This window comes from Erwinia persicina (assembly GCF_019844095.1).
Lineage (GTDB): Bacteria > Pseudomonadota > Gammaproteobacteria > Enterobacterales > Enterobacteriaceae > Erwinia > Erwinia persicina.
Window position 1 is genome coordinate 411,893 of sequence record NZ_CP082141.1, and the last position, 19,425, is coordinate 431,317.

Annotated in this window: 14 protein-coding genes, 3 tRNA genes and 4 rRNA genes; 7 read left to right on the forward strand and 14 right to left on the reverse strand. The window is 53.2% G+C overall.

Going from position 1 to position 19,425, the window contains the following annotated elements; translation table 11 throughout:
- Window positions 1–448: 448 nt before the first annotated feature.
- The 7 genes from K6L24_RS01905 to rrf (K6L24_RS01935) all read left to right on the forward strand — a co-directional run bounded on the left by K6L24_RS01905 (window position 449) and on the right by rrf (K6L24_RS01935) (window position 5,971).
- Window positions 449–1,988 (forward strand): 16S ribosomal RNA (locus tag K6L24_RS01905).
- Window positions 1,989–2,061: 73 nt separating this feature from the next.
- Window positions 2,062–2,138, forward strand: a tRNA-Ile gene (locus K6L24_RS01910).
- Window positions 2,139–2,273: 135 nt separating this feature from the next.
- Window positions 2,274–2,349: transfer RNA gene (locus K6L24_RS01915), tRNA-Ala, on the forward strand.
- A gap of 210 nt (window positions 2,350–2,559) precedes the next feature.
- Window positions 2,560–5,463, forward strand: a 23S ribosomal RNA gene (locus K6L24_RS01920).
- 117 nt (window positions 5,464–5,580) lie between these two features.
- Window positions 5,581–5,696, forward strand: a 5S ribosomal RNA gene (gene rrf / locus K6L24_RS01925).
- A 48-nt stretch (window positions 5,697–5,744) separates the two neighbouring features.
- A tRNA-Thr gene (locus K6L24_RS01930) sits at window positions 5,745–5,820 on the forward strand.
- Between the two features lie 35 nt (window positions 5,821–5,855).
- Window positions 5,856–5,971, forward strand: a 5S ribosomal RNA gene (rrf, locus tag K6L24_RS01935).
- The 16S, 23S and 5S rRNA genes sit together here with 3 tRNA genes alongside, the layout of an rRNA operon.
- A 161-nt stretch (window positions 5,972–6,132) precedes the next feature.
- Here rrf (K6L24_RS01935) and K6L24_RS01940 read toward each other — a convergent pair.
- The 14 genes from K6L24_RS01940 to msrQ all read right to left on the reverse strand — a co-directional run bounded on the left by K6L24_RS01940 (window position 6,133) and on the right by msrQ (window position 19,425).
- Window positions 6,133–6,894, reverse strand: a complete 762-nt coding sequence (locus tag K6L24_RS01940) for an amino acid ABC transporter ATP-binding protein (RefSeq protein WP_062744528.1) — start codon at window positions 6,892–6,894, stop codon at window positions 6,133–6,135.
- An 8-nt stretch (window positions 6,895–6,902) separates the two neighbouring features.
- Window positions 6,903–8,003: an amino acid ABC transporter permease gene (locus K6L24_RS01945; RefSeq protein WP_062744527.1), complete on the reverse strand. Its 1,101-nt coding sequence runs from the start codon at window positions 8,001–8,003 to the stop codon at window positions 6,903–6,905.
- Window positions 8,004–8,013: 10 nt separating this feature from the next.
- A complete protein-coding gene (locus tag K6L24_RS01950; RefSeq protein ID WP_118665385.1) occupies window positions 8,014–9,192 on the reverse strand; it encodes an amino acid ABC transporter permease in 1,179 nt (392 codons plus the stop codon).
- 67 nt (window positions 9,193–9,259) lie between these two features.
- Window positions 9,260–10,285, reverse strand: coding sequence for an amino acid ABC transporter substrate-binding protein (locus K6L24_RS01955; protein ID WP_062744525.1), 1,026 nt, complete (start codon window positions 10,283–10,285; stop codon window positions 9,260–9,262).
- 362 nt (window positions 10,286–10,647) lie between these two features.
- The gene (lpxP, locus tag K6L24_RS01960; RefSeq protein WP_062744524.1) at window positions 10,648–11,568 is read right to left on the reverse strand and encodes a kdo(2)-lipid IV(A) palmitoleoyltransferase; all 921 of its coding nucleotides are present in this window, start codon (window positions 11,566–11,568) and stop codon (window positions 10,648–10,650) included.
- A gap of 380 nt (window positions 11,569–11,948) precedes the next feature.
- On the reverse strand, window positions 11,949–12,245 hold the full coding sequence (fis, locus tag K6L24_RS01965; RefSeq protein WP_000462905.1) for a DNA-binding transcriptional regulator Fis: 297 nt from the start codon (window positions 12,243–12,245) through the stop codon (window positions 11,949–11,951).
- Between the two features lie 25 nt (window positions 12,246–12,270).
- Entirely contained in the window at window positions 12,271–13,236 is a 966-nt protein-coding gene (dusB, locus tag K6L24_RS01970; RefSeq protein ID WP_118665387.1) for a tRNA dihydrouridine synthase DusB, read from the reverse strand.
- Between the two features lie 307 nt (window positions 13,237–13,543).
- Window positions 13,544–14,425: a 50S ribosomal protein L11 methyltransferase gene (gene prmA / locus K6L24_RS01975; protein WP_062744522.1), complete on the reverse strand. Its 882-nt coding sequence runs from the start codon at window positions 14,423–14,425 to the stop codon at window positions 13,544–13,546.
- Between the two features lie 2 nt (window positions 14,426–14,427).
- Window positions 14,428–15,891, reverse strand: a complete 1,464-nt coding sequence (gene panF, locus K6L24_RS01980) for a sodium/pantothenate symporter (protein WP_222681892.1) — start codon at window positions 15,889–15,891, stop codon at window positions 14,428–14,430.
- Window positions 15,881–16,123, reverse strand: coding sequence for a YhdT family protein (locus K6L24_RS01985; RefSeq protein ID WP_062744520.1), 243 nt, complete (start codon window positions 16,121–16,123; stop codon window positions 15,881–15,883). The genes panF and K6L24_RS01985 overlap by 11 nt, the downstream gene beginning before the upstream one ends.
- Before the next feature lie 152 nt (window positions 16,124–16,275).
- Window positions 16,276–17,625 carry an acetyl-CoA carboxylase biotin carboxylase subunit gene (gene accC, locus K6L24_RS01990; protein ID WP_062744519.1) on the reverse strand — a complete coding sequence of 450 codons (1,350 nt, stop codon included), beginning with the start codon at window positions 17,623–17,625 and terminating at the stop codon, window positions 16,276–16,278.
- A gap of 11 nt (window positions 17,626–17,636) precedes the next feature.
- Window positions 17,637–18,110, reverse strand: a complete 474-nt coding sequence (gene accB / locus K6L24_RS01995; protein WP_062744518.1) for an acetyl-CoA carboxylase biotin carboxyl carrier protein — start codon at window positions 18,108–18,110, stop codon at window positions 17,637–17,639.
- 21 nt (window positions 18,111–18,131) lie between these two features.
- On the reverse strand, window positions 18,132–18,584 hold the full coding sequence (gene aroQ, locus K6L24_RS02000) for a type II 3-dehydroquinate dehydratase (RefSeq protein ID WP_062744544.1): 453 nt from the start codon (window positions 18,582–18,584) through the stop codon (window positions 18,132–18,134).
- A 226-nt stretch (window positions 18,585–18,810) separates the two neighbouring features.
- Window positions 18,811–19,425 (reverse strand): protein-methionine-sulfoxide reductase heme-binding subunit MsrQ, encoded by a 615-nt coding sequence (gene msrQ / locus K6L24_RS02005; RefSeq protein WP_062744517.1) that lies wholly within the window; start codon window positions 19,423–19,425, stop codon window positions 18,811–18,813.

The window sequence follows — 19,425 nt, forward strand, 5'->3', positions numbered from 1 at the left end:
GGCAAAAAACGCGCTAATTTTGTGCGGATCGTCTGAGATCTCAACGATAAGAGTGAAAACCCAGCAACTAAAAAGAAAGATCCAAAAAAGGCTTGTGCAATAAATTCGGATCCCTATAATGCGCAACCACTGAGACGGCACAACGGCTTACAGGCCAGCGGCTCAGGAGGTTCAGGAAGTATCTGAACCGCCGGAAAAACTTCTCAAAAAGAAGTTGACTCCGAAGGAGGAAAGCGTAATATACGCCACCTCGCGACAGGAAGCTCCGGCACTGTTCGCAACGCTCTTTAACAATTTATCAGACAATCTGTGTGGGCACTCGCAGGATTGATATCAGTCACCTCCGGGTGACAAAAAATATCAAGTCTTAAGAGTGAACACATAATGAAATTCATTATGACGTTTTACACTTGAGCATCGCTGCACTTGTTGCAGCAAATCGAACTTTTAATTGAAGAGTTTGATCATGGCTCAGATTGAACGCTGGCGGCAGGCCTAACACATGCAAGTCGAACGGTAGCACAGAGAGCTTGCTCTCGGGTGACGAGTGGCGGACGGGTGAGTAATGTCTGGGAAACTGCCCGATGGAGGGGGATAACTACTGGAAACGGTAGCTAATACCGCATAACGTCTTCGGACCAAAGTGGGGGACCTTCGGGCCTCACACCATCGGATGTGCCCAGATGGGATTAGCTAGTAGGTGGGGTAACGGCTCACCTAGGCGACGATCCCTAGCTGGTCTGAGAGGATGACCAGCCACACTGGAACTGAGACACGGTCCAGACTCCTACGGGAGGCAGCAGTGGGGAATATTGCACAATGGGCGCAAGCCTGATGCAGCCATGCCGCGTGTATGAAGAAGGCCTTCGGGTTGTAAAGTACTTTCAGTGGGGAGGAAGGCGATGAAGTTAATAACTTCGTCGATTGACGTTACCCGCAGAAGAAGCACCGGCTAACTCCGTGCCAGCAGCCGCGGTAATACGGAGGGTGCAAGCGTTAATCGGAATTACTGGGCGTAAAGCGCACGCAGGCGGTCTGTCAAGTCGGATGTGAAATCCCCGGGCTCAACCTGGGAACTGCATTCGAAACTGGCAGGCTAGAGTCTTGTAGAGGGGGTAGAATTCCAGGTGTAGCGGTGAAATGCGTAGAGATCTGGAGGAATACCGGTGGCGAAGGCGGCCCCCTGGACAAAGACTGACGCTCAGGTGCGAAAGCGTGGGGAGCAAACAGGATTAGATACCCTGGTAGTCCACGCCGTAAACGATGTCGACTTGGAGGTTGTGCCCTTGAGGCGTGGCTTCCGGAGCTAACGCGTTAAGTCGACCGCCTGGGGAGTACGGCCGCAAGGTTAAAACTCAAATGAATTGACGGGGGCCCGCACAAGCGGTGGAGCATGTGGTTTAATTCGATGCAACGCGAAGAACCTTACCTGGCCTTGACATCCACGGAATTTGGCAGAGATGCCTTAGTGCCTTCGGGAACCGTGAGACAGGTGCTGCATGGCTGTCGTCAGCTCGTGTTGTGAAATGTTGGGTTAAGTCCCGCAACGAGCGCAACCCTTATCCTTTGTTGCCAGCACGTAATGGTGGGAACTCAAAGGAGACTGCCGGTGATAAACCGGAGGAAGGTGGGGATGACGTCAAGTCATCATGGCCCTTACGGCCAGGGCTACACACGTGCTACAATGGCGCATACAAAGAGAAGCGACCTCGCGAGAGCAAGCGGACCTCATAAAGTGCGTCGTAGTCCGGATCGGAGTCTGCAACTCGACTCCGTGAAGTCGGAATCGCTAGTAATCGTAGATCAGAATGCTACGGTGAATACGTTCCCGGGCCTTGTACACACCGCCCGTCACACCATGGGAGTGGGTTGCAAAAGAAGTAGGTAGCTTAACCTTCGGGAGGGCGCTTACCACTTTGTGATTCATGACTGGGGTGAAGTCGTAACAAGGTAACCGTAGGGGAACCTGCGGTTGGATCACCTCCTTACCTGAAGATACCTTCCCGCGCAGTGTCCACACAGATTGTCTGATAAAAAAGTAACGAGCAGAAAAACCTCTACAGGCTTGTAGCTCAGGTGGTTAGAGCGCACCCCTGATAAGGGTGAGGTCGGTGGTTCAAGTCCACTCAGGCCTACCAAATTTTCACTCATGCTGCGTTATGTTTACGGCTCGCATAGTGAACTATGCGTCGCGAAAACACGCCTTGCCTGAGTAAAAATTACATCTCCTTTCTGGAATGTAATGGTAGTAAAAGGTTTCTGTAAGACTGTATGGGGCTATAGCTCAGCTGGGAGAGCGCCTGCCTTGCACGCAGGAGGTCAGCGGTTCGATCCCGCTTAGCTCCACCATACTGTTTTTCTAATAAAATACTTCAGAGTGTACTGGCTAACAGTATGCTGCGAAGTATTATGCTCTTTAACAATCCGGAACAAGCTGAAAATTGAAACGACATGTCGTTTTCATTCTCCGTAATAAGAATGAAATCTACGATATGTTCGAGTCTCTCAAATGCTCGCAACGACAACACGTGTTCCGTATGGGACGCTTGTGGGTTGTGAGGTTAAGCGACTAAGCGTACACGGTGGATGCCTAGGCAGTCAGAGGCGATGAAGGGCGTGCTAATCTGCGATAAGCGTCGGTAAGGTGATATGAACCGCAACAACCGACGATACCCGAATGGGGAAACCCAGTGTGATACGTCACACTATCATGTCATGAATACATAGTGGCATGAGGCGAACCGGGGGAACTGAAACATCTAAGTACCCCGAGGAAAAGAAATCAACCGAGATTCCCCAGTAGCGGCGAGCGAACGGGGAACAGCCCAGAACCTGAATCAGTTTGTGCATTAGTGGAAGCGTCTGGAAAGTCGCAGGGTACAGGGTGATACTCCCGTACACAAAAATGCACCTGCTGTGAGTTCGATGAGTAGGGCGGGACACGTGACATCCTGTCTGAATATGGGGGACCATCCTCCAAGGCTAAATACTCCTGACTGACCGATAGTGAACCAGTACCGTGAGGGAAAGGCGAAAAGAACCCCGGCGAGGGGAGTGAAACAGAACCTGAAACCGTGTACGTACAAGCAGTGGGAGCCTACTTGTTAGGTGACTGCGTACCTTTTGTATAATGGGTCAGCGACTTATATTCTGTAGCAAGGTTAACCGTATAGGGGAGCCGAAGGGAAACCGAGTCTTAACTGGGCGTTAAGTTGCAGGGTATAGACCCGAAACCCGGTGATCTAGCCATGGGCAGGTTGAAGGTTGGGTAACACTAACTGGAGGACCGAACCGACTAATGTTGAAAAATTAGCGGATGACTTGTGGCTGGGGGTGAAAGGCCAATCAAACCGGGAGATAGCTGGTTCTCCCCGAAAGCTATTTAGGTAGCGCCTCGTGAACTCATCTTCGGGGGTAGAGCACTGTTTCGGCTAGGGGGCCATCCCGGCTTACCAACCCGATGCAAACTGCGAATACCGAAGAATGTTATCACGGGAGACACACGGCGGGTGCTAACGTCCGTCGTGAAGAGGGAAACAACCCAGACCGCCAGCTAAGGTCCCAAAGTCATGGTTAAGTGGGAAACGATGTGGGAAGGCACAGACAGCCAGGATGTTGGCTTAGAAGCAGCCATCATTTAAAGAAAGCGTAATAGCTCACTGGTCGAGTCGGCCTGCGCGGAAGATGTAACGGGGCTAAACCATGCACCGAAGCTGCGGCAGCGATACGCAAGTATTGTTGGGTAGGGGAGCGTTCTGTAAGCCGTCGAAGGTGGACTGTGAGGTCTGCTGGAGGTATCAGAAGTGCGAATGCTGACATAAGTAACGATAAAGCGGGTGAAAAGCCCGCTCGCCGGAAGACCAAGGGTTCCTGTCCAACGTTAATCGGGGCAGGGTGAGTCGACCCCTAAGGCGAGGCCGAAAGGCGTAGTCGATGGGAAACAGGTTAATATTCCTGTACTCGGTGTTACTGCGAAGGGGGGACGGAGAAGGCTATGTTAGCCGGGCGACGGTTGTCCCGGTTTAAGCGTGTAGGCTTGAGTTCCAGGCAAATCCGGAACTCTATAAGGCTGAGGCGTGATGACGAGGCACTACGGTGCTGAAGTAACAAATGCCCTGCTTCCAGGAAAAGCCTCTAAGCATCAGGTAACATCGAATCGTACCCCAAACCGACACAGGTGGTCAGGTAGAGAATACCAAGGCGCTTGAGAGAACTCGGGTGAAGGAACTAGGCAAAATGGTGCCGTAACTTCGGGAGAAGGCACGCTGCCACCAGGTGAAGTCCCTCGCGGACGGAGCTGAAGGCAGTCGAAGATACCAGCTGGCTGCAACTGTTTATTAAAAACACAGCACTGTGCAAACACGAAAGTGGACGTATACGGTGTGACGCCTGCCCGGTGCCGGAAGGTTAATTGATGGGGTTATCCGCAAGGAGAAGCTCTTGATCGAAGCCCCGGTAAACGGCGGCCGTAACTATAACGGTCCTAAGGTAGCGAAATTCCTTGTCGGGTAAGTTCCGACCTGCACGAATGGCGTAATGATGGCCAGGCTGTCTCCACCCGAGACTCAGTGAAATTGAACTCGCTGTGAAGATGCAGTGTACCCGCGGCAAGACGGAAAGACCCCGTGAACCTTTACTACAGCTTGACACTGAACATTGAGCCTTGATGTGTAGGATAGGTGGGAGGCTTTGAAGCGTGGACGCCAGTCTGCGTGGAGCCAACCTTGAAATACCACCCTTTAACGTTTGATGTTCTAACCTGGCGCCGTAATCCGGCGTGGGGACAGTGTCTGGTGGGTAGTTTGACTGGGGCGGTCTCCTCCTAAAGAGTAACGGAGGAGCACGAAGGTTAGCTAATCACGGTCGGACATCGTGAGGTTAGTGCAATGGCATAAGCTAGCTTGACTGCGAGAGTGACGGCTCGAGCAGGTGCGAAAGCAGGTCATAGTGATCCGGTGGTTCTGAATGGAAGGGCCATCGCTCAACGGATAAAAGGTACTCCGGGGATAACAGGCTGATACCGCCCAAGAGTTCATATCGACGGCGGTGTTTGGCACCTCGATGTCGGCTCATCACATCCTGGGGCTGAAGTAGGTCCCAAGGGTACGGCTGTTCGCCGTTTAAAGTGGTACGCGAGCTGGGTTTAGAACGTCGTGAGACAGTTCGGTCCCTATCTGCCGTGGGCGCTGGAGAATTGAGAGGGGTTGCTCCTAGTACGAGAGGACCGGAGTGAACGCACCGCTGGTGTTCGGGTTGTCATGCCAATGGCATTGCCCGGTAGCTAAGTGCGGAAAAGATAAGCGCTGAAAGCATCTAAGCGCGAAACTTGCCTCGAGATGAATTCTCCCTGGGGCCCTGAGCCCCCTGAAGGGACGTTGAAGACTACGACGTTGATAGGCCGGGTGTGTAAGCGCAGCGATGCGTTGAGCTAACCGGTACTAATGACCCGTGAGGCTTAACCTTACAACGCCAGAAGCGTTCTGGCGTGGCGTTCGAGAGACGCAAAAACAATTTTCAGCCTGTACCGGATAAAGAATTAGCGGAAACGAAAGATTATTCGTTTCGTGCACAAAGAATTTGCCTGGCGGCTTTAGCGCGGTGGTCCCACCTGACCCCATGCCGAACTCAGAAGTGAAACGCCGTAGCGCCGATGGTAGTGTGGGGTCTCCCCATGCGAGAGTAGGGAACTGCCAGGCATCAAATCATTAAGGGCGACATTCGTGTCGCCCTTAAAAATTAAGTGTGCTGATATGGCTCAGTTGGTAGAGCGCACCCTTGGTAAGGGTGAGGTCCCCAGTTCGACTCTGGGTATCAGCACCAGTAATAAAGCGTGAGTTCGGTAAATCAAGAATTTGCCTGGCGGCTTTAGCGCGGTGGTCCCACCTGACCCCATGCCGAACTCAGAAGTGAAACGCCGTAGCGCCGATGGTAGTGTGGGGTCTCCCCATGCGAGAGTAGGGAACTGCCAGGCATCAAATAAAGACGAAAGCCCCGTACGAAAGTGCGGGGCTTTTTTCTTTTTGTTTTTTGCCAGCGCTGAACCAGCGCCTGTTAATACCCTGAAAAACGAATATAAAAAAAAGCCCCGGCCATGACTGGCCGGGGCTTTTTTGCTGCTGTCAGTCACGGATATTAGTGGATAACCTGTGACAGGAACGCTCGGGTGCGTTCAGACTTAGGGTTGGCAAAGAACTCCTGCGGTGGCGCTTCTTCTACGATCTCTCCGCGATCCATAAAGATCACCCGGTCTGCTACGGTTCGGGCAAAACCCATTTCGTGGGTGACGCACAGCATGGTCATACCATCCTCTGCCAGGCCAATCATGGTATCGAGCACTTCTTTGACCATTTCCGGGTCGAGCGCAGAAGTCGGTTCATCGAACAGCATAATTTTGGGTTTCATACACAGCGAGCGCGCAATGGCCACGCGCTGCTGCTGGCCACCGGAGAGCTGGCCGGGGAATTTATGCGCATGTTCAGCAATGCGTACGCGTTCCAGGTAATGCATTGCCAGTTCTTCCGCTTCTTTCTTTGGTGTCTTACGTACCCAGATCGGCGCCAGGGTACAGTTCTGCAGTACGCTCAGGTGAGGGAAAAGATTGAAGTGCTGAAAGACCATACCCACCTCGGTACGAACGCGTTCAATATTGCGCAGATCGTCGTTAAGAAGCGTCCCGTCGACGACAATACGCCCCTGCTGGTGCTCTTCAAGGTGATTAATACAGCGGATGGTAGTGGATTTCCCAGAACCAGACGGACCGCAGAGTACAATACGCTCACGGGGCTTAACCTTGAGGTTAATGTCTTTCAGGACGTGAAACTGACCGTACCACTTATTCACATTTTCGAGCGTAATCATCATTGCGTCGTCAGATGGGGTAATAATTTGCGTCATTTTAAACCTCAGTGCGGCGTACGCCCGGTGTTAAAGCGCTTTTCCAGATACTGGCTATAGCGCGACATGCTGAAACAGAAAATCCAGTAGATCAGTGCAGCGAATACATAGCCCTCAGTCGACATGCCCAACCAGGCGGGATCGACGGTGGCCTGCTGCACACTACTAAAGAGGTCAAACAGGCCGATGATGATCACCAGGCTGGTGTCTTTAAACAGAGCAATGATGGTGTTAACCAGGCCTGGGATCACCATTTTCAACGCCTGGGGCAGGATCACCAGCCCCTGCGTTTTCCAGTAACCCAGTGCCAGCGACTCGGCGGCTTCATACTGTCCCTTCGGCAGGGCCTGCAGTCCACCACGCACCACTTCGGCCACGTAGGCCGACTGGAACAGGATGACCCCGACCAGCGCGCGGATAAGCTTATCGATGGAGCTGCCTTCTGCCATAAACAGCGGCAACATCACCGATGACATAAACAGCACGGTGATCAACGGTACGCCACGCCAGAACTCGATAAACAGCACGCACAGCGTGCGGACGACTGGCATGCGCGAGCGACGCCCCAGCGCCAGCAGAATGCCGAGGGGTAATGCCCCGGCAATACCCACTGAGGCTATGATCAGGGTCAGGGTCAGTCCGCCCCACTGGCGCGTTTCGACACGCTCCAGCCCGAAGAAGCCACCATAAAGCAGGAACCAGACGGCAACCGGGTAAATAACCGCCCAGGCAGCGATATAGGTTCCCCGGCGCGGCAGGCGTTTCAGGAACATCGGAACAATTGACACCAGGCCAATGATCAGCGCCATGTTGATGCGCCAGCGGAGCTCATGGGGATATAACCCATACATAAACTGGCCAAAGCGTGCATGAATAAACACCCAGCATGCGCCGTCCTTTGTACAGTCGGCACGGGTTTCACCCAGCCAGTTCGCCTGAAACACCAGCCAGTTCAGCGCCGGAGGGATAACGGCCCATATCACCCACAGACAGAACAGCGTCAGCAGAGTGTTACCGAGACTGGAGAACAGATTTTTTCTTGCCCATCGCACGGCGCGCGATAGCGTGTTCGGGGTGACAGCCGGCGTTTGATGCGTGCTTATCGTCATAGTCCGTCTCTTAGCGCTCAATAAGGGCGATTTTGCGGTTGTAGATGTTCATTAACAGCGAAATCGACAGGCTGATAATGAGATAGACACCCATCGTGATAGCAATGGTTTCAATGGCCTGACCGGTCTGATTCAGCACCGTACCGGCAAACAGCGACACCATATCGGGATAGCCAATGGCAGCAGCCAGCGAGGAGTTCTTAACGATATTGAGATACTGGCTGGTCAGCGGCGGGATAATCACCCGCATCGCCTGCGGGATGATCACCTGGCGCAGGGTGACAGGGTGAGGGAGACCGAGAGAACGCGCAGCCTCGTGCTGTCCGTGGGGCACAGACTGGATACCGGAACGGATCACTTCGGCAATAAATGACGATGTGTAAATCGACAGTGCCAGTGTTAATGCCGCCAGCTCAGGGATCAGTACGAAACCGCCGCGAAAATTGAAGCCACGCAGCTCCGGAATATCCCAGTGCATCGGGCTACCTGCAAACAGTGCTGTCACCAGAGGAAACACGATCAGCATGGCGATGGCGATGGGCCACGTCCGTCGCAGCTGACCGGTTTTCAACTGATGCTGCCTGTTGTAGCGGAATATCCCCCACGCGATGACCAGCGCCAGCGCCAGGGCAGTCAAAAACGGCCCGGTACCCGCCACATATTCAGGCCACGGAATATACAGCCCGCGGTTACTGACATAGGCGAGGTCGAAAGCGTTCAGTGCCTGGCGTGGACCCGGCAGGTTGCGTAGTACTGCAAAGTACCAGAAGAAGATCTGCAGCAACGGGGGGATATTACGGAACGTCTCAATATAGATGTTGGACAGCTTGCGCAGTAGCCAGTTGTCAGACAGGCGGGCCAGCCCGATAAAGAAGCCAAGGAAGGATGCAAAGACGATACACAACGCAGAAACCAACAGGGTATTTGTCAGCCCCACCAGAAACACGCGCGCATAGGTATCGGATTCAGTGTAATCAATCAGGTGCTGGACGATACCAAAGCCAGCGCTACGTTCAAGGAAACCAAAGCCGGACGTGATACCCCGATTGGCCAGGTTAATAATGGTGTTGTGTATCAGGTAACCCGCAACGGCAAGCACAGCGACTATCGCAATGATCTGGTAAAGCCAGGCGCGAACCGCAGGATTACTGAATGAAAAATCCCTTTTTACGGTTGGGCGTTGAGACATGGTAAGACCTCAGTGACGAAAATTCTGGCATGGGCGCCGGCAGACCGGCACCCTGTAATCAAGGGAATTAACGTACTGGTGGCGCGTACTGAATACCGCCCTGGTTCCACAGTGCATTCTGACCACGTGCAATTTTCAGCTGGCTGTCTTTACCGACGTTACGGTCAAACACCTCCTGATAGTTGCCCACCTGTTTGATAATGTTGTAAGCCCACTTGTTATCCAGCTTCAGATCCTTGCCGAAGTCGCCTTCTGCACCCAGCAGATGAGCCATATCTGGTGTTGAGGGTTTTGCCGTCATCTGGTCGACGTTTTTAGAGGTAATGCCCATCTCTTCGGCGTTCAGCATGGCGAACAGCGACCACTTAACAATGGTGTACCAGTCATCATCACCGCGACGTACAACCGGCCCCAGTGGCTCTTTCGAGATCACTTCGGGCAGCACGATAAACTCGCTCGGTTTACCCAGTTTGATTCTCAGCGCATACAGCTGAGACTGGTCGGAAGCCAGCGTATCACAACGGCCAGTATCCAGCGCCTTAGCCGACTCATCAGAGCGGTCGAAAGTGACTGGTGTGTACTGCATTTTGTTCGCTTTAAAGTAGTCCGCCACGTTCAGCTCAGTATCGGTACCGGCCTGGATACAGACGGTGGCCCCATCCAGCTCTTTAGCGCTTTTCAGGCCCGCCTTCTGGTGGGTCAGGAAGCCGATACCGTCATAATAGTTTACGCCGGCAAAGATGAAGCCCATGCCACCATCGCGGGAGGAGGTCCAGGTGGTATTACGTGAAAGAATATCGACTTCACCGGACTGCAGCGCAGTGAAACGCTCTTTCGCGGTCAGAGGGGTATATTTCACTTTCGTAGCATCACCAAATACCGCCGCTGCCGCTGCACGGCAGACGTCCACATCGATGCCGGTAAACTTGCCGTTAGAGTCTGCATACGAGAAACCCGGCAAACCGTCACTGATACCACACTGCACAAACCCTTTCTTTTTAATGGCATCCAGTGTCGTACCTGCATGAGCCTGATTCGCAATGCTAAACAGCGTAGCGGCGGCAATCATCGTAGAGAGCATCATCTTTTTCATAAAGCATCCTGTGTGGCGGATTTATATTGTTATGTGTAGCGCACGCTCTGGTGCACTTTTCCTGTCTGCGGCCGGAGGCCATTCACTGCTTTGCAAAGGTAATGCCAGAGTTGCAGAGCGCTGAATATGTTGAAAAGCGTTACTGATAATGGGAGGTTTATTACAAGTAGTATTAATATGGCGCACCAGGATGGGGCGAAAATAGCCAGGATGGTCACAAATAGTGCATTTAGTTTCACTATATGAAAACAATGTGAGGATGGTTGCAGATTTGTTGTTTGAGTGTAAATTTTGTTGCGAAGGCCAGCGCCATCAGGCGCTGGGCGGGGAAGGATCAGAATAAGTGGTTTCTTAAGGCAGTATTAGTACAGGGAGCTGGCGCCGACAGGACGGGTTTTGAAGCGTCGGTGTAGCCACATATACTGAGAGGGAGCGCGCATAATCTCGCGTTCAATAACCCGGTTCATATACTCGGCCGCTTCCTGCTCACTTTCGATTGGATAGTCCTTTAACTCGGGCTGGATCACCAGTTCATAACCGCTGCCATCTTCCTTGCGGATCAGCACGACGGTGATCAGCGCAGGCTTGGCCATACGTGCCAGCATCCAGGTGCCGCTGGTAGTAGCGGCGTCGGGTACGGCAAACAGCGGTGCAAATACGCTGCCTTTCGGACCGTAGTCCTGGTCCGGTGCAAACCATACTGCTTCACCCTGCTTCAGTGCCTGTACCATACCACGCAGATCGCGGCGATTGATCATCGCTTTGTTCGAACGCATACGGCCTTTGGTCTGCACCCACTCCATCAATTTATTATTATGCGGGCGGTACATTGCCATCATTGGCTGGCAAAGGCCCATCGCACGTCCACCTAACTCCAGCGACATAAAGTGTACGCCGATAATCAGTGCTCCCCGGCCATCCGCCTGGGCGGCTTTCAAGTTATTCAGACCGTTAACGGTAAACCAGCGTTTCACCCGGCGATCGGACCAAAACCATGCCATACCGGTTTCCAGCAAGCCCATGCCAAGAGATTCAAAATTGCCGACAATACAACGTTCAAGCTGTTGTTCATCCATATCGGGAAAACAGAGTTCAAGGTTACGGCGGGCAATGGAGACACGACGCTTCATAAAGCGCATGGACGTACGGCCCATCCAGGTGCCCAGTTTGTTTAATACGGGATAAGGGAGTTGCACCAGCAGAAATAGCACGCTGACACCAAACCAGGTAAGCCAGTAGCGCGGACGTAAAAAGCTCCTCTGGAATTTTTGTGGCTGCTTCATAATTACTCATTCAGACATTAAGGGCGGGACCTGTAACGCAGAGTGAGGACAGTCAGCTGCGATACACTCAATCAGACACCCGTTCAGGACTAAGGTTTACTCACATTCCTCTCTTGACCAGAATTTACATTCCAGTGGATTGCGCACGTTGGTCAAATTGGTGAGGAGTGTCAACTGAGGACCTTCATCTTATGTAAAGGTACACAGATTACCCGTTACACAGCGAAAGATAGATGGGAAGTTTCCTATCAGGCGGTGCCTGCGCCTCCTGCTATCTGGCTATGGGACTCATCGCATCGCCGTTGCGATACGTTATCAATAAAAAAGCGCTTAAACCATAGGGATAAGCGCTTTAGATACAACATGATAGCCAGAGGCTATTAGTTCATGCCGTATTTTTTCAGTTTCTTACGCAGTGTACCGCGGTTGATGCCCATCATCAGGGCTGCACGGGTCTGGTTGCCACGGGTGTATTGCATCACCATGTCCAACAGAGGCTGTTCTACTTCAGCCAGTACCAGCTCATACAGATCATTTACATCCTGACCATTCAGTTGAGCAAAATAGTTCTTCAGTGCCTGTTTGACCGAATCACGAAGTGGCTTTTGGGTCACTTGATCCTGTGAGTTTACGGTAGATACGGTCAGTACGTCAGAATTTACGCGTTGTTCGAACATAGTTCTGTCAGCTCTTTATTTCTAATTACGCAAGATTTTCGAAGTATGCCTCCAACGCCTCCAGCTGTTCGCTGGCATCCTCTATGGCGTTGAATGTGCGCCGAAACTGGTCGTTTGGGGCGTGCTCCTGCAGATACCAGGAGACGTGCTTTCGGGCAATACGATATCCTTTGCGGTGACCATAAAAGTCGTGCAGTTCCCGTAAGTGCCCGATGAGCAAGCGCTTTACTTCAGCCAGTGGCATCGGCGCAAGCAGCTCCCCAGTGTCCAGATAGTGCTGGATTTCCCGGAAGATCCACGGTCTTCCCTGAGCCGCCCGTCCTATCATCAGGGCATCAGCCCCCGTATAGTCAAGTACGGCTCTGGCTTTGTGCGGGTCAGTAATGTCTCCATTCGCGATAACCGGAATGGATACGTTCTGCTTAACTGTCCGAATGCTGTCGTACTCAGCTTCGCCGTTGAACAAACACGCGCGAGTGCGTCCGTGAATTGTCAGGGCCTGAATACCACAACGCTCAGCCAATTGGGCAATCTCTACACAGTTGCGGTTGTCGCTGTCCCAGCCAGTGCGAATCTTTAAGGTGACCGGTACGTCGACTGCATTCACCACCGCCAGGAGGATAGACCTCACCAGTTCAGGATGTTGCAGCAGCGCGGAGCCTGCCATCTTGCGATTCACTTTTTTAGCGGGACAACCCATATTGATGTCGATTACCTGCGCACCCGATACTGCATTGATGCGTGCGGCTGCCGCCATCTCTTCCGGGTCACAACCCGCAATTTGCACGGTACGAATACCAGGTTCGTCACTGTGTACCATACGCAACCGCGACTTGTCGCTGCCCCAGACTTCAGGGTTTGACGACATCATCTCGGAAACAGTCATACCAGCGCCCATTGCATAGCAAAGGGTCCTGAATGGCCTGTCTGTTATCCCGGCCATCGGGGCTGCAATCAAACGATTACGAAGCTGGTGATTTCCTATGCGCATGAAAAAAAAGTGACCATAGTGTGTCCGCAAGGCGGCGTATATTACGCATTTTTTCAGGAAGATGAAAGGCCAAACTTTGAACAATCCGCTGATGCCGATCAAGGAATCACCGTGCGCGTCACAGGCATTAATTTTATAGTGATATAAAACAATAGATTAAAAAAATATGACGAATTTCTGTACAAAGATTTTTCTTTTTTTGTGACCCAGTTGGCAACATAAATCACGTCAGTTTGCCGGTAATTCGGGACATATGACGTAATGAACGGGCTGATGCAGCTCATCTGGGCTGCATCAGCGGTTTATTTTAACGACGAACTCCGGTGATGCGACACCACTCTTCTTTTTCCGCCACCGGATCCAGCGTGAAGGTGTCAGCATACGCTTCACACACACTCTCTGCCTGGCTGGCAAGCACCCCGGACAGGCCGAGATGGCCGCCATGTTTAGGCAAGACGCTAATCAGCGGCGCCAGTTCACGCAGCGGGCCGGCAAGGATATTGGCCACCACAACATCGGCACTGAGATTTTCGGGCTGTTCGTGTGGCAGATAGAGCGACAAACGCTCGGACACGCCGTTGCGCTGTGCATTGTCACGACTGGCCTGAATCGCCTGCGGATCGATATCAATACCGATAGCGGCAGCCGCACCGAGCTTCAGCGCGGCAATCGCGAGGATGCCGGAACCACAGCCGAAGTCGATTACGGTTTTACCCGTCAGATCGAGTCCATCCAGCCAGGTCAGACACAGCGAGGTCGTCGGGTGAGTGCCGGTACCAAACGCCAGGCCGGGATCCAGCATCACGTTGACAGCGGCAGGGTCGGGAACGTCACGCCAGCTTGGGCAGATCCACAGGCGCTGGCCAAAGCGCATCGGATGGAAGTTATCCATCCATTCGCGCTCCCAGTCTTTATCTTCAATCTGCTCGATTTTATGATGGAAACCGACGCCTAACAGTGGATGCTGCTCCAGGCCGGCAATCACCTCCGGCATCTCGGTTTCGGCATCAAACAGCCCAATCACGTCAGTGTCTCCCCACAGACGGGTTTCGCCCGGCAGTGGTTCAAATACCGGGTTGTCGTGGGTATCCTGGAAGGTCACCGACACCGCGCCGTTTTCAATCAGTGCGTCGCCCAGCTCTTCAGCCTGTGCACCGGTGGTATTTAACTTCATTTGTATCCAGGGCATTTTCAATCTCTTCCATCAATCAGGGTGGAGGCAGTCGTTGTTTCAGGGTCAGAATGGCCAAAACGATTGCCAATAACAAAGGCCAGCAGGCTGAGAAGCAGCGCCGGTACGATCGGGTGGAAACCCCAGAGCTGCAGCGACAGACTGGCCAGCAGGGTATAACAGGCTGCGCCCGTGATCATGCTGCTCAGCGCGCCCGCCGCATTGGCTTTCTCCCAGTAAAGCCCCAGTACCAGCGGCCAGAGGAACACGGCTTCCAGACCACCAAAGGCCAGCAGATTCAGCCAGATAATCATCTCCGGCGGATTCCAGGCAGCCAGTAGCAGCAGCAGGCCCAGAATCAGCGTGACCAGTGAGGAGAGGCGCTTGAGCAGCGGTTCATTATCCAGCTGATGCGGGCGCATACGCAGATAGAGATCTTTAACGATCGTTGCCGACGATTGTAGCAGCTGGGCGTTAATGGTGGACATGATAGCCGCCATCGGTGCCGCAAGAAAGATCCCCGCGGCCAGGGGTGGCAGAACATGGATCATCAGCCTCGGGATCACCTGGTCCGGGATCGCTAAGTCCGGGATCACCGCCCGCCCAAGAGCACCCGCAAGGTGCATACCAAACATCAGAACTGCCACCACCACCGTCCCCAGCAGGATCGCCCGATGTACGGCCTTGCTGTCCTTATAGGAAATGCAGCGGACCGCCGTGTGCGGCAGACCGATGACGCCAAAGCACACCAGCACGGAGAACGAGGCCAGGAATGTGGGGGTGAGAATATCATCCACGCCGGAGGCAGAGACCAGCTGAGGATCGATGTGTTGCAGGGTTTCAACCGCGTTATGCATTCCGCCCGCCGCATGGATGACGGCGAACAGCAGCAGGAACGTGCCGGCCAGCATCACCATCCCCTGCATGGCATCGTTCAGCACGCTGGCACGGAAGCCGCCAAATGCCGTATACAGCGCAATAGAGATACCAAAGATCAGCAGCCCGGTGTCGTAAGGAATGCCGGCAGCCGTTTCCAGCAGACGAGCACCACCGATAAACTGCACGGTCATGGCCCCGATAAAGGCCACCAGCAGACTGATGCTGGCCAGCCACACAAGCAGGGGGCTGCGATAGCGCGCATACAACATATCGTTAAGGGTGACGGCGTTATAGCGTCTGGCCAGGATAGCGAACTTCTTGCCGAGGATGCCCAGCGACAACCAGACGGCAGGCACCTGCACCATCGACAGCAGCACCCAGCCCAGCCCATATTTATAGGCTGCCCCGGGGCCGCCGATAAACGAGCTGGCGCTGATGTAAGTAGTGGTCAGCGTCATCGCCAGCACAAAGCCGCCCATTGACCGGCTGCCGAGGAAGTACTCGCTCAGAAAGCTGCCCTCACGGCGCTGACGCATGGCATAAACGGAGAGTCCGGCAACCAGCAGCAGGTAGCCAATCAGAGGCAAAATAATGTCAAGCTTCACCGTCGTCCTCCAGAGAGATATCGCGGAAGATGAAGCGAACCATCAGCCAGCAAAGAAAAATAAACACCCCAGGTATCAGCAGACAGGCCATTTCGAACCAGTGTGGGAGGCCGGTAATACCGGGTTTGTCATCAGGCAGCCCGCCCGCCAGTGCCCAGCAGGCAAGATAAGCCACCGCCAGCCAGAAGGCCCAGCGTGCTTCACGGTGCGCTTGCAGAAAGCGTTTTTCCATCCGTTTCTCCCTCAGGGTTACGGCAAGGACAGATAAAAAGAAGGGAATTTTACGACAGGATGCGCATTTGCCCAGCGATATCTTGCAAAAGTTGCAGAAAGGGGGCGAAGAAGAGTGGGCCCGTGGTACAGGCCCACTGAACAGCGGCGTAATTACTTCTCTTGCAGGCCGAGTTTTTTCTCCAGATAGTGGATATTGGTGCCACCGTGCTGGAAGTTCTCGTCTGACATGATTTTCATCTGCAGTTCGATATTGGTTTTAATCCCGTCGATGATCAGCTCCGCCAGCGCATTTTTCATGCGTGAAATTGCCACATCGCGGTTTTCACCAAAGGTAATCAGCTTGCCAATCATTGAGTCATAGTACGGCGGTACGCTATAGCCGGCGTAGATATGAGACTCCCAGCGCACGCCAAATCCACCCGGTGCATGGAATCGGGTGATTTTGCCAGGGCTTGGCAGGAAGGTGTTAGCATCTTCAGCGTTGATTCGGCATTCCACCGCATGACCGCGAATGATCACTTCTTCCTGCTTGATTGACAATGGCTGGCCAGCTGCAATGCGCAGCTGCTCTTTGATCAGGTCAACGCCGGTAATCATCTCGGTCACCGGATGTTCAACCTGGATACGGGTGTTCATTTCAATGAAATAGAACTCACCGTTCTCATACAGGAACTCGAAGGTACCAGCGCCACGATAGCCAATATCAATACAGGCTTTCGAGCAGCGTTCGCCAATGTAGCGACGCATCTCTTCGGTAATACCCGGTGCAGGTGCTTCTTCCACCACTTTCTGGTGGCGGCGCTGCATTGAGCAGTCACGTTCTGCCAGATAGATAGCGTTGCCCTGACCGTCAGCCAAAATCTGAATTTCGATATGGCGTGGGTTTTCCAGGTATTTTTCCATGTACACCATGTCGTTGTTGAAAGCCGCTTTGGCTTCCGCTTTCGTCATGTTGATGGACTGTTCCAGATCTTTGTCGCCGCGTACGACACGCATACCACGACCACCGCCGCCGCCGGAGGCTTTGATGATCACCGGGTAGCCGATACGTTTTGCGAAGGCACGGTTTTTATCCATATCTTCGGTTAACGGACCGTCAGAGCCCGGTACGGTCGGAACACCGGCTTTCTTCATGGCGGTAATCGCGGACACTTTATCGCCCATCAGGCGAATGGTGTCGGCTTTCGGTCCGATAAAGATAAAGCCAGAGCGTTCTACCTGCTCGGCAAAGTCAGCATTTTCAGACAGGAAACCGTAGCCAGGGTGAATCGCAACGGACCCGGTGATCTCAGCGGCTGAAATTAGCGCCGGGATATTCAGGTAGCTTTTCACTGAGGGTGGCGGACCAATACACACAGTTTCATCTGCCAGCAACACGTGTTTCAGGTCACGGTCAGCCGTGGAGTGCACGGCAACCGTTTTGATGCCCAGTTCTTTACAGGCGCGGAGAATACGCAGCGCGATTTCACCACGGTTAGCAATTACAATTTTATCAAGCATGGCTCGCCTCGTTATTCGATGACTACCAGCGGCTCGTCAAACTCAACAGGTTGACCGCTTTCGACCAGAATCGCTTTCACAATGCCGGATTTATCGGCTTCGATCTGGTTCATCATTTTCATCGCTTCAACGATGCACAGGGTATCACCGGCGTTAACTTTCTGACCCACTTCCACGAAGGCTTTCGCATCCGGGCTTGGGGTACGGTAGAAAGTACCAACCATTGGGGAACGTACGATATGGCCACTGATCTCAGCAGCGGCAGGCGCTTCCATTGCCGGAGCGGTCGCCGGAGCGACAGCGTTAGCCAGTGCTGGCTGCTGCTGCATCATTGGTGCCGCATAGGCCTGCTGCATCATCGGGTAACCGACGTTAACCGGTGCACGGCTGATGCGCACAGACTCTTCGCCTTCAGAGATTTCCAGTTCAGCGATGCCTGATTCTTCAACCAGTTCGATCAGTTTTTTAATCTTACGAATATCCATGAGTGTGGTTCCGTACTCTGTTTAATTAGATGGTGACAGGCGTTTAACTGCCGTCTGTAAAGCCCAGGAATAACCGTCGACGCCAAGTCCACAGATCACGCCGGAAGAAATATCAGAAAGATACGAATGATGGCGAAAGGGCTCACGGGCATGAACGTTTGACAGGTGAACCTCGATAAACGGGATGTTCACTGCCAGCAGCGCGTCACGCAGTGCCACGCTGGTATGGGTAAATGCCGCCGGGTTAATGACGATATAATCGACATTGCCTTTTGCCTCATGTATGCGATCGATGAGCGCATATTCCGCATTTGACTGGAGATGGCTCAAAGTGACGTTCAGCGCATTCGCCTGCGCGGTCAAATCGCTGACGAGATCTGCCAGCGTGGTGTGACCGTACTTTTCAGGCTCACGGGTTCCCAGCATATTGAGATTGGGGCCGTTCAAAAGCAGTACGTGCAACTTATCAGTCATCTTGCTGCTATCTCCCGCGATAATAAAGGCATCGCACAAAATACATCGCAATCGCCGATTTGTCACCTTTTCAGATGAAATTTGACGAAAGCAACCGTATGAAGTCGGGCATTATAATGATATCAACGCAATTAGCAGCTAAATACTGGTCGTATCAGCGAAGATGATCAACCACGCCGGTAAAAAAAGGCGCGGTTGATTGCTGAAGATGCGGGGCAGGACACAGTTATCCGCTGCGGCCAGGCAGCCATTTGCGCAGTTTTTTGTAACGCCATGCCAGCAGGATCGCAGCAATTAACGCATAAATCCACGGCTGGGGCGAGAGGGTTTTGACTGACCAGAGATAATGAACCGGTGCCAGTATGGCCACCAGATAGACGGCATTGTGCAATGTCTGCCATTTTTTTCCCAGTTTACGCTGTGCGCGCTGGAAGGAGGTGGCGGCCAGCAGGAGCAGGATCACCCAGCAAATAATGCCCAGCGTCAGGTAAGGACGTGAAATCAGCTCAGATCCCAGCAGGCCAAGGTTGCTGATCCCCAGTTCCAGCAGGGAGTAACTCACCAGGTGCAGTGTGGCCCAGGCGAAACACCATAAGCCCAGCAGACGACGTACGCGGATCAAAAGCGGTTGTTTTCCGTAGCGCGCCAGCGGCGTGACCGCCAGCGAGGCCAGTAAAAATTTCAGCGCCATTCTGCCGGTAAAATGCTGGATATCTTTTGCCGGGTCAGTGCTGAACCAGCCCTGATCGATCGACAACAGTAGCCACAGCAGCGGCAAAAAACCCGCCAGATGCAGCAGCACTTTTAAGCCCGTTATCTGTTTCAGCGACAGACGTACCAT

Coding starts and splice junctions, on each gene's coding strand:
- aroQ (WP_062744544.1), bottom strand. CDS start 18,584: ATGACTGATAAGTTGCACGTACTGCTTTTGAACGGCCCCAATCTCAAT.
- K6L24_RS01955 (WP_062744525.1), bottom strand. CDS start 10,285: ATGAAAAAGATGATGCTCTCTACGATGATTGCCGCCGCTACGCTGTTT.
- dusB (WP_118665387.1), bottom strand. CDS start 13,236: ATGCGCATAGGAAATCACCAGCTTCGTAATCGTTTGATTGCAGCCCCG.
- msrQ (WP_062744517.1), bottom strand. CDS start 19,425: ATGGTACGTCTGTCGCTGAAACAGATAACGGGCTTAAAAGTGCTGCTG.
- accB (WP_062744518.1), bottom strand. CDS start 18,110: ATGGATATTCGTAAGATTAAAAAACTGATCGAACTGGTTGAAGAATCA.
- K6L24_RS01985 (WP_062744520.1), bottom strand. CDS start 16,123: ATGGAAAAACGCTTTCTGCAAGCGCACCGTGAAGCACGCTGGGCCTTC.
- K6L24_RS01945 (WP_062744527.1), bottom strand. CDS start 8,003: ATGACGATAAGCACGCATCAAACGCCGGCTGTCACCCCGAACACGCTA.
- prmA (WP_062744522.1), bottom strand. CDS start 14,425: ATGCCCTGGATACAAATGAAGTTAAATACCACCGGTGCACAGGCTGAA.
- accC (WP_062744519.1), bottom strand. CDS start 17,625: ATGCTTGATAAAATTGTAATTGCTAACCGTGGTGAAATCGCGCTGCGT.
- lpxP (WP_062744524.1), bottom strand. CDS start 11,568: ATGAAGCAGCCACAAAAATTCCAGAGGAGCTTTTTACGTCCGCGCTAC.
- fis (WP_000462905.1), bottom strand. CDS start 12,245: ATGTTCGAACAACGCGTAAATTCTGACGTACTGACCGTATCTACCGTA.
- K6L24_RS01940 (WP_062744528.1), bottom strand. CDS start 6,894: ATGACGCAAATTATTACCCCATCTGACGACGCAATGATGATTACGCTC.
- K6L24_RS01950 (WP_118665385.1), bottom strand. CDS start 9,192: ATGTCTCAACGCCCAACCGTAAAAAGGGATTTTTCATTCAGTAATCCT.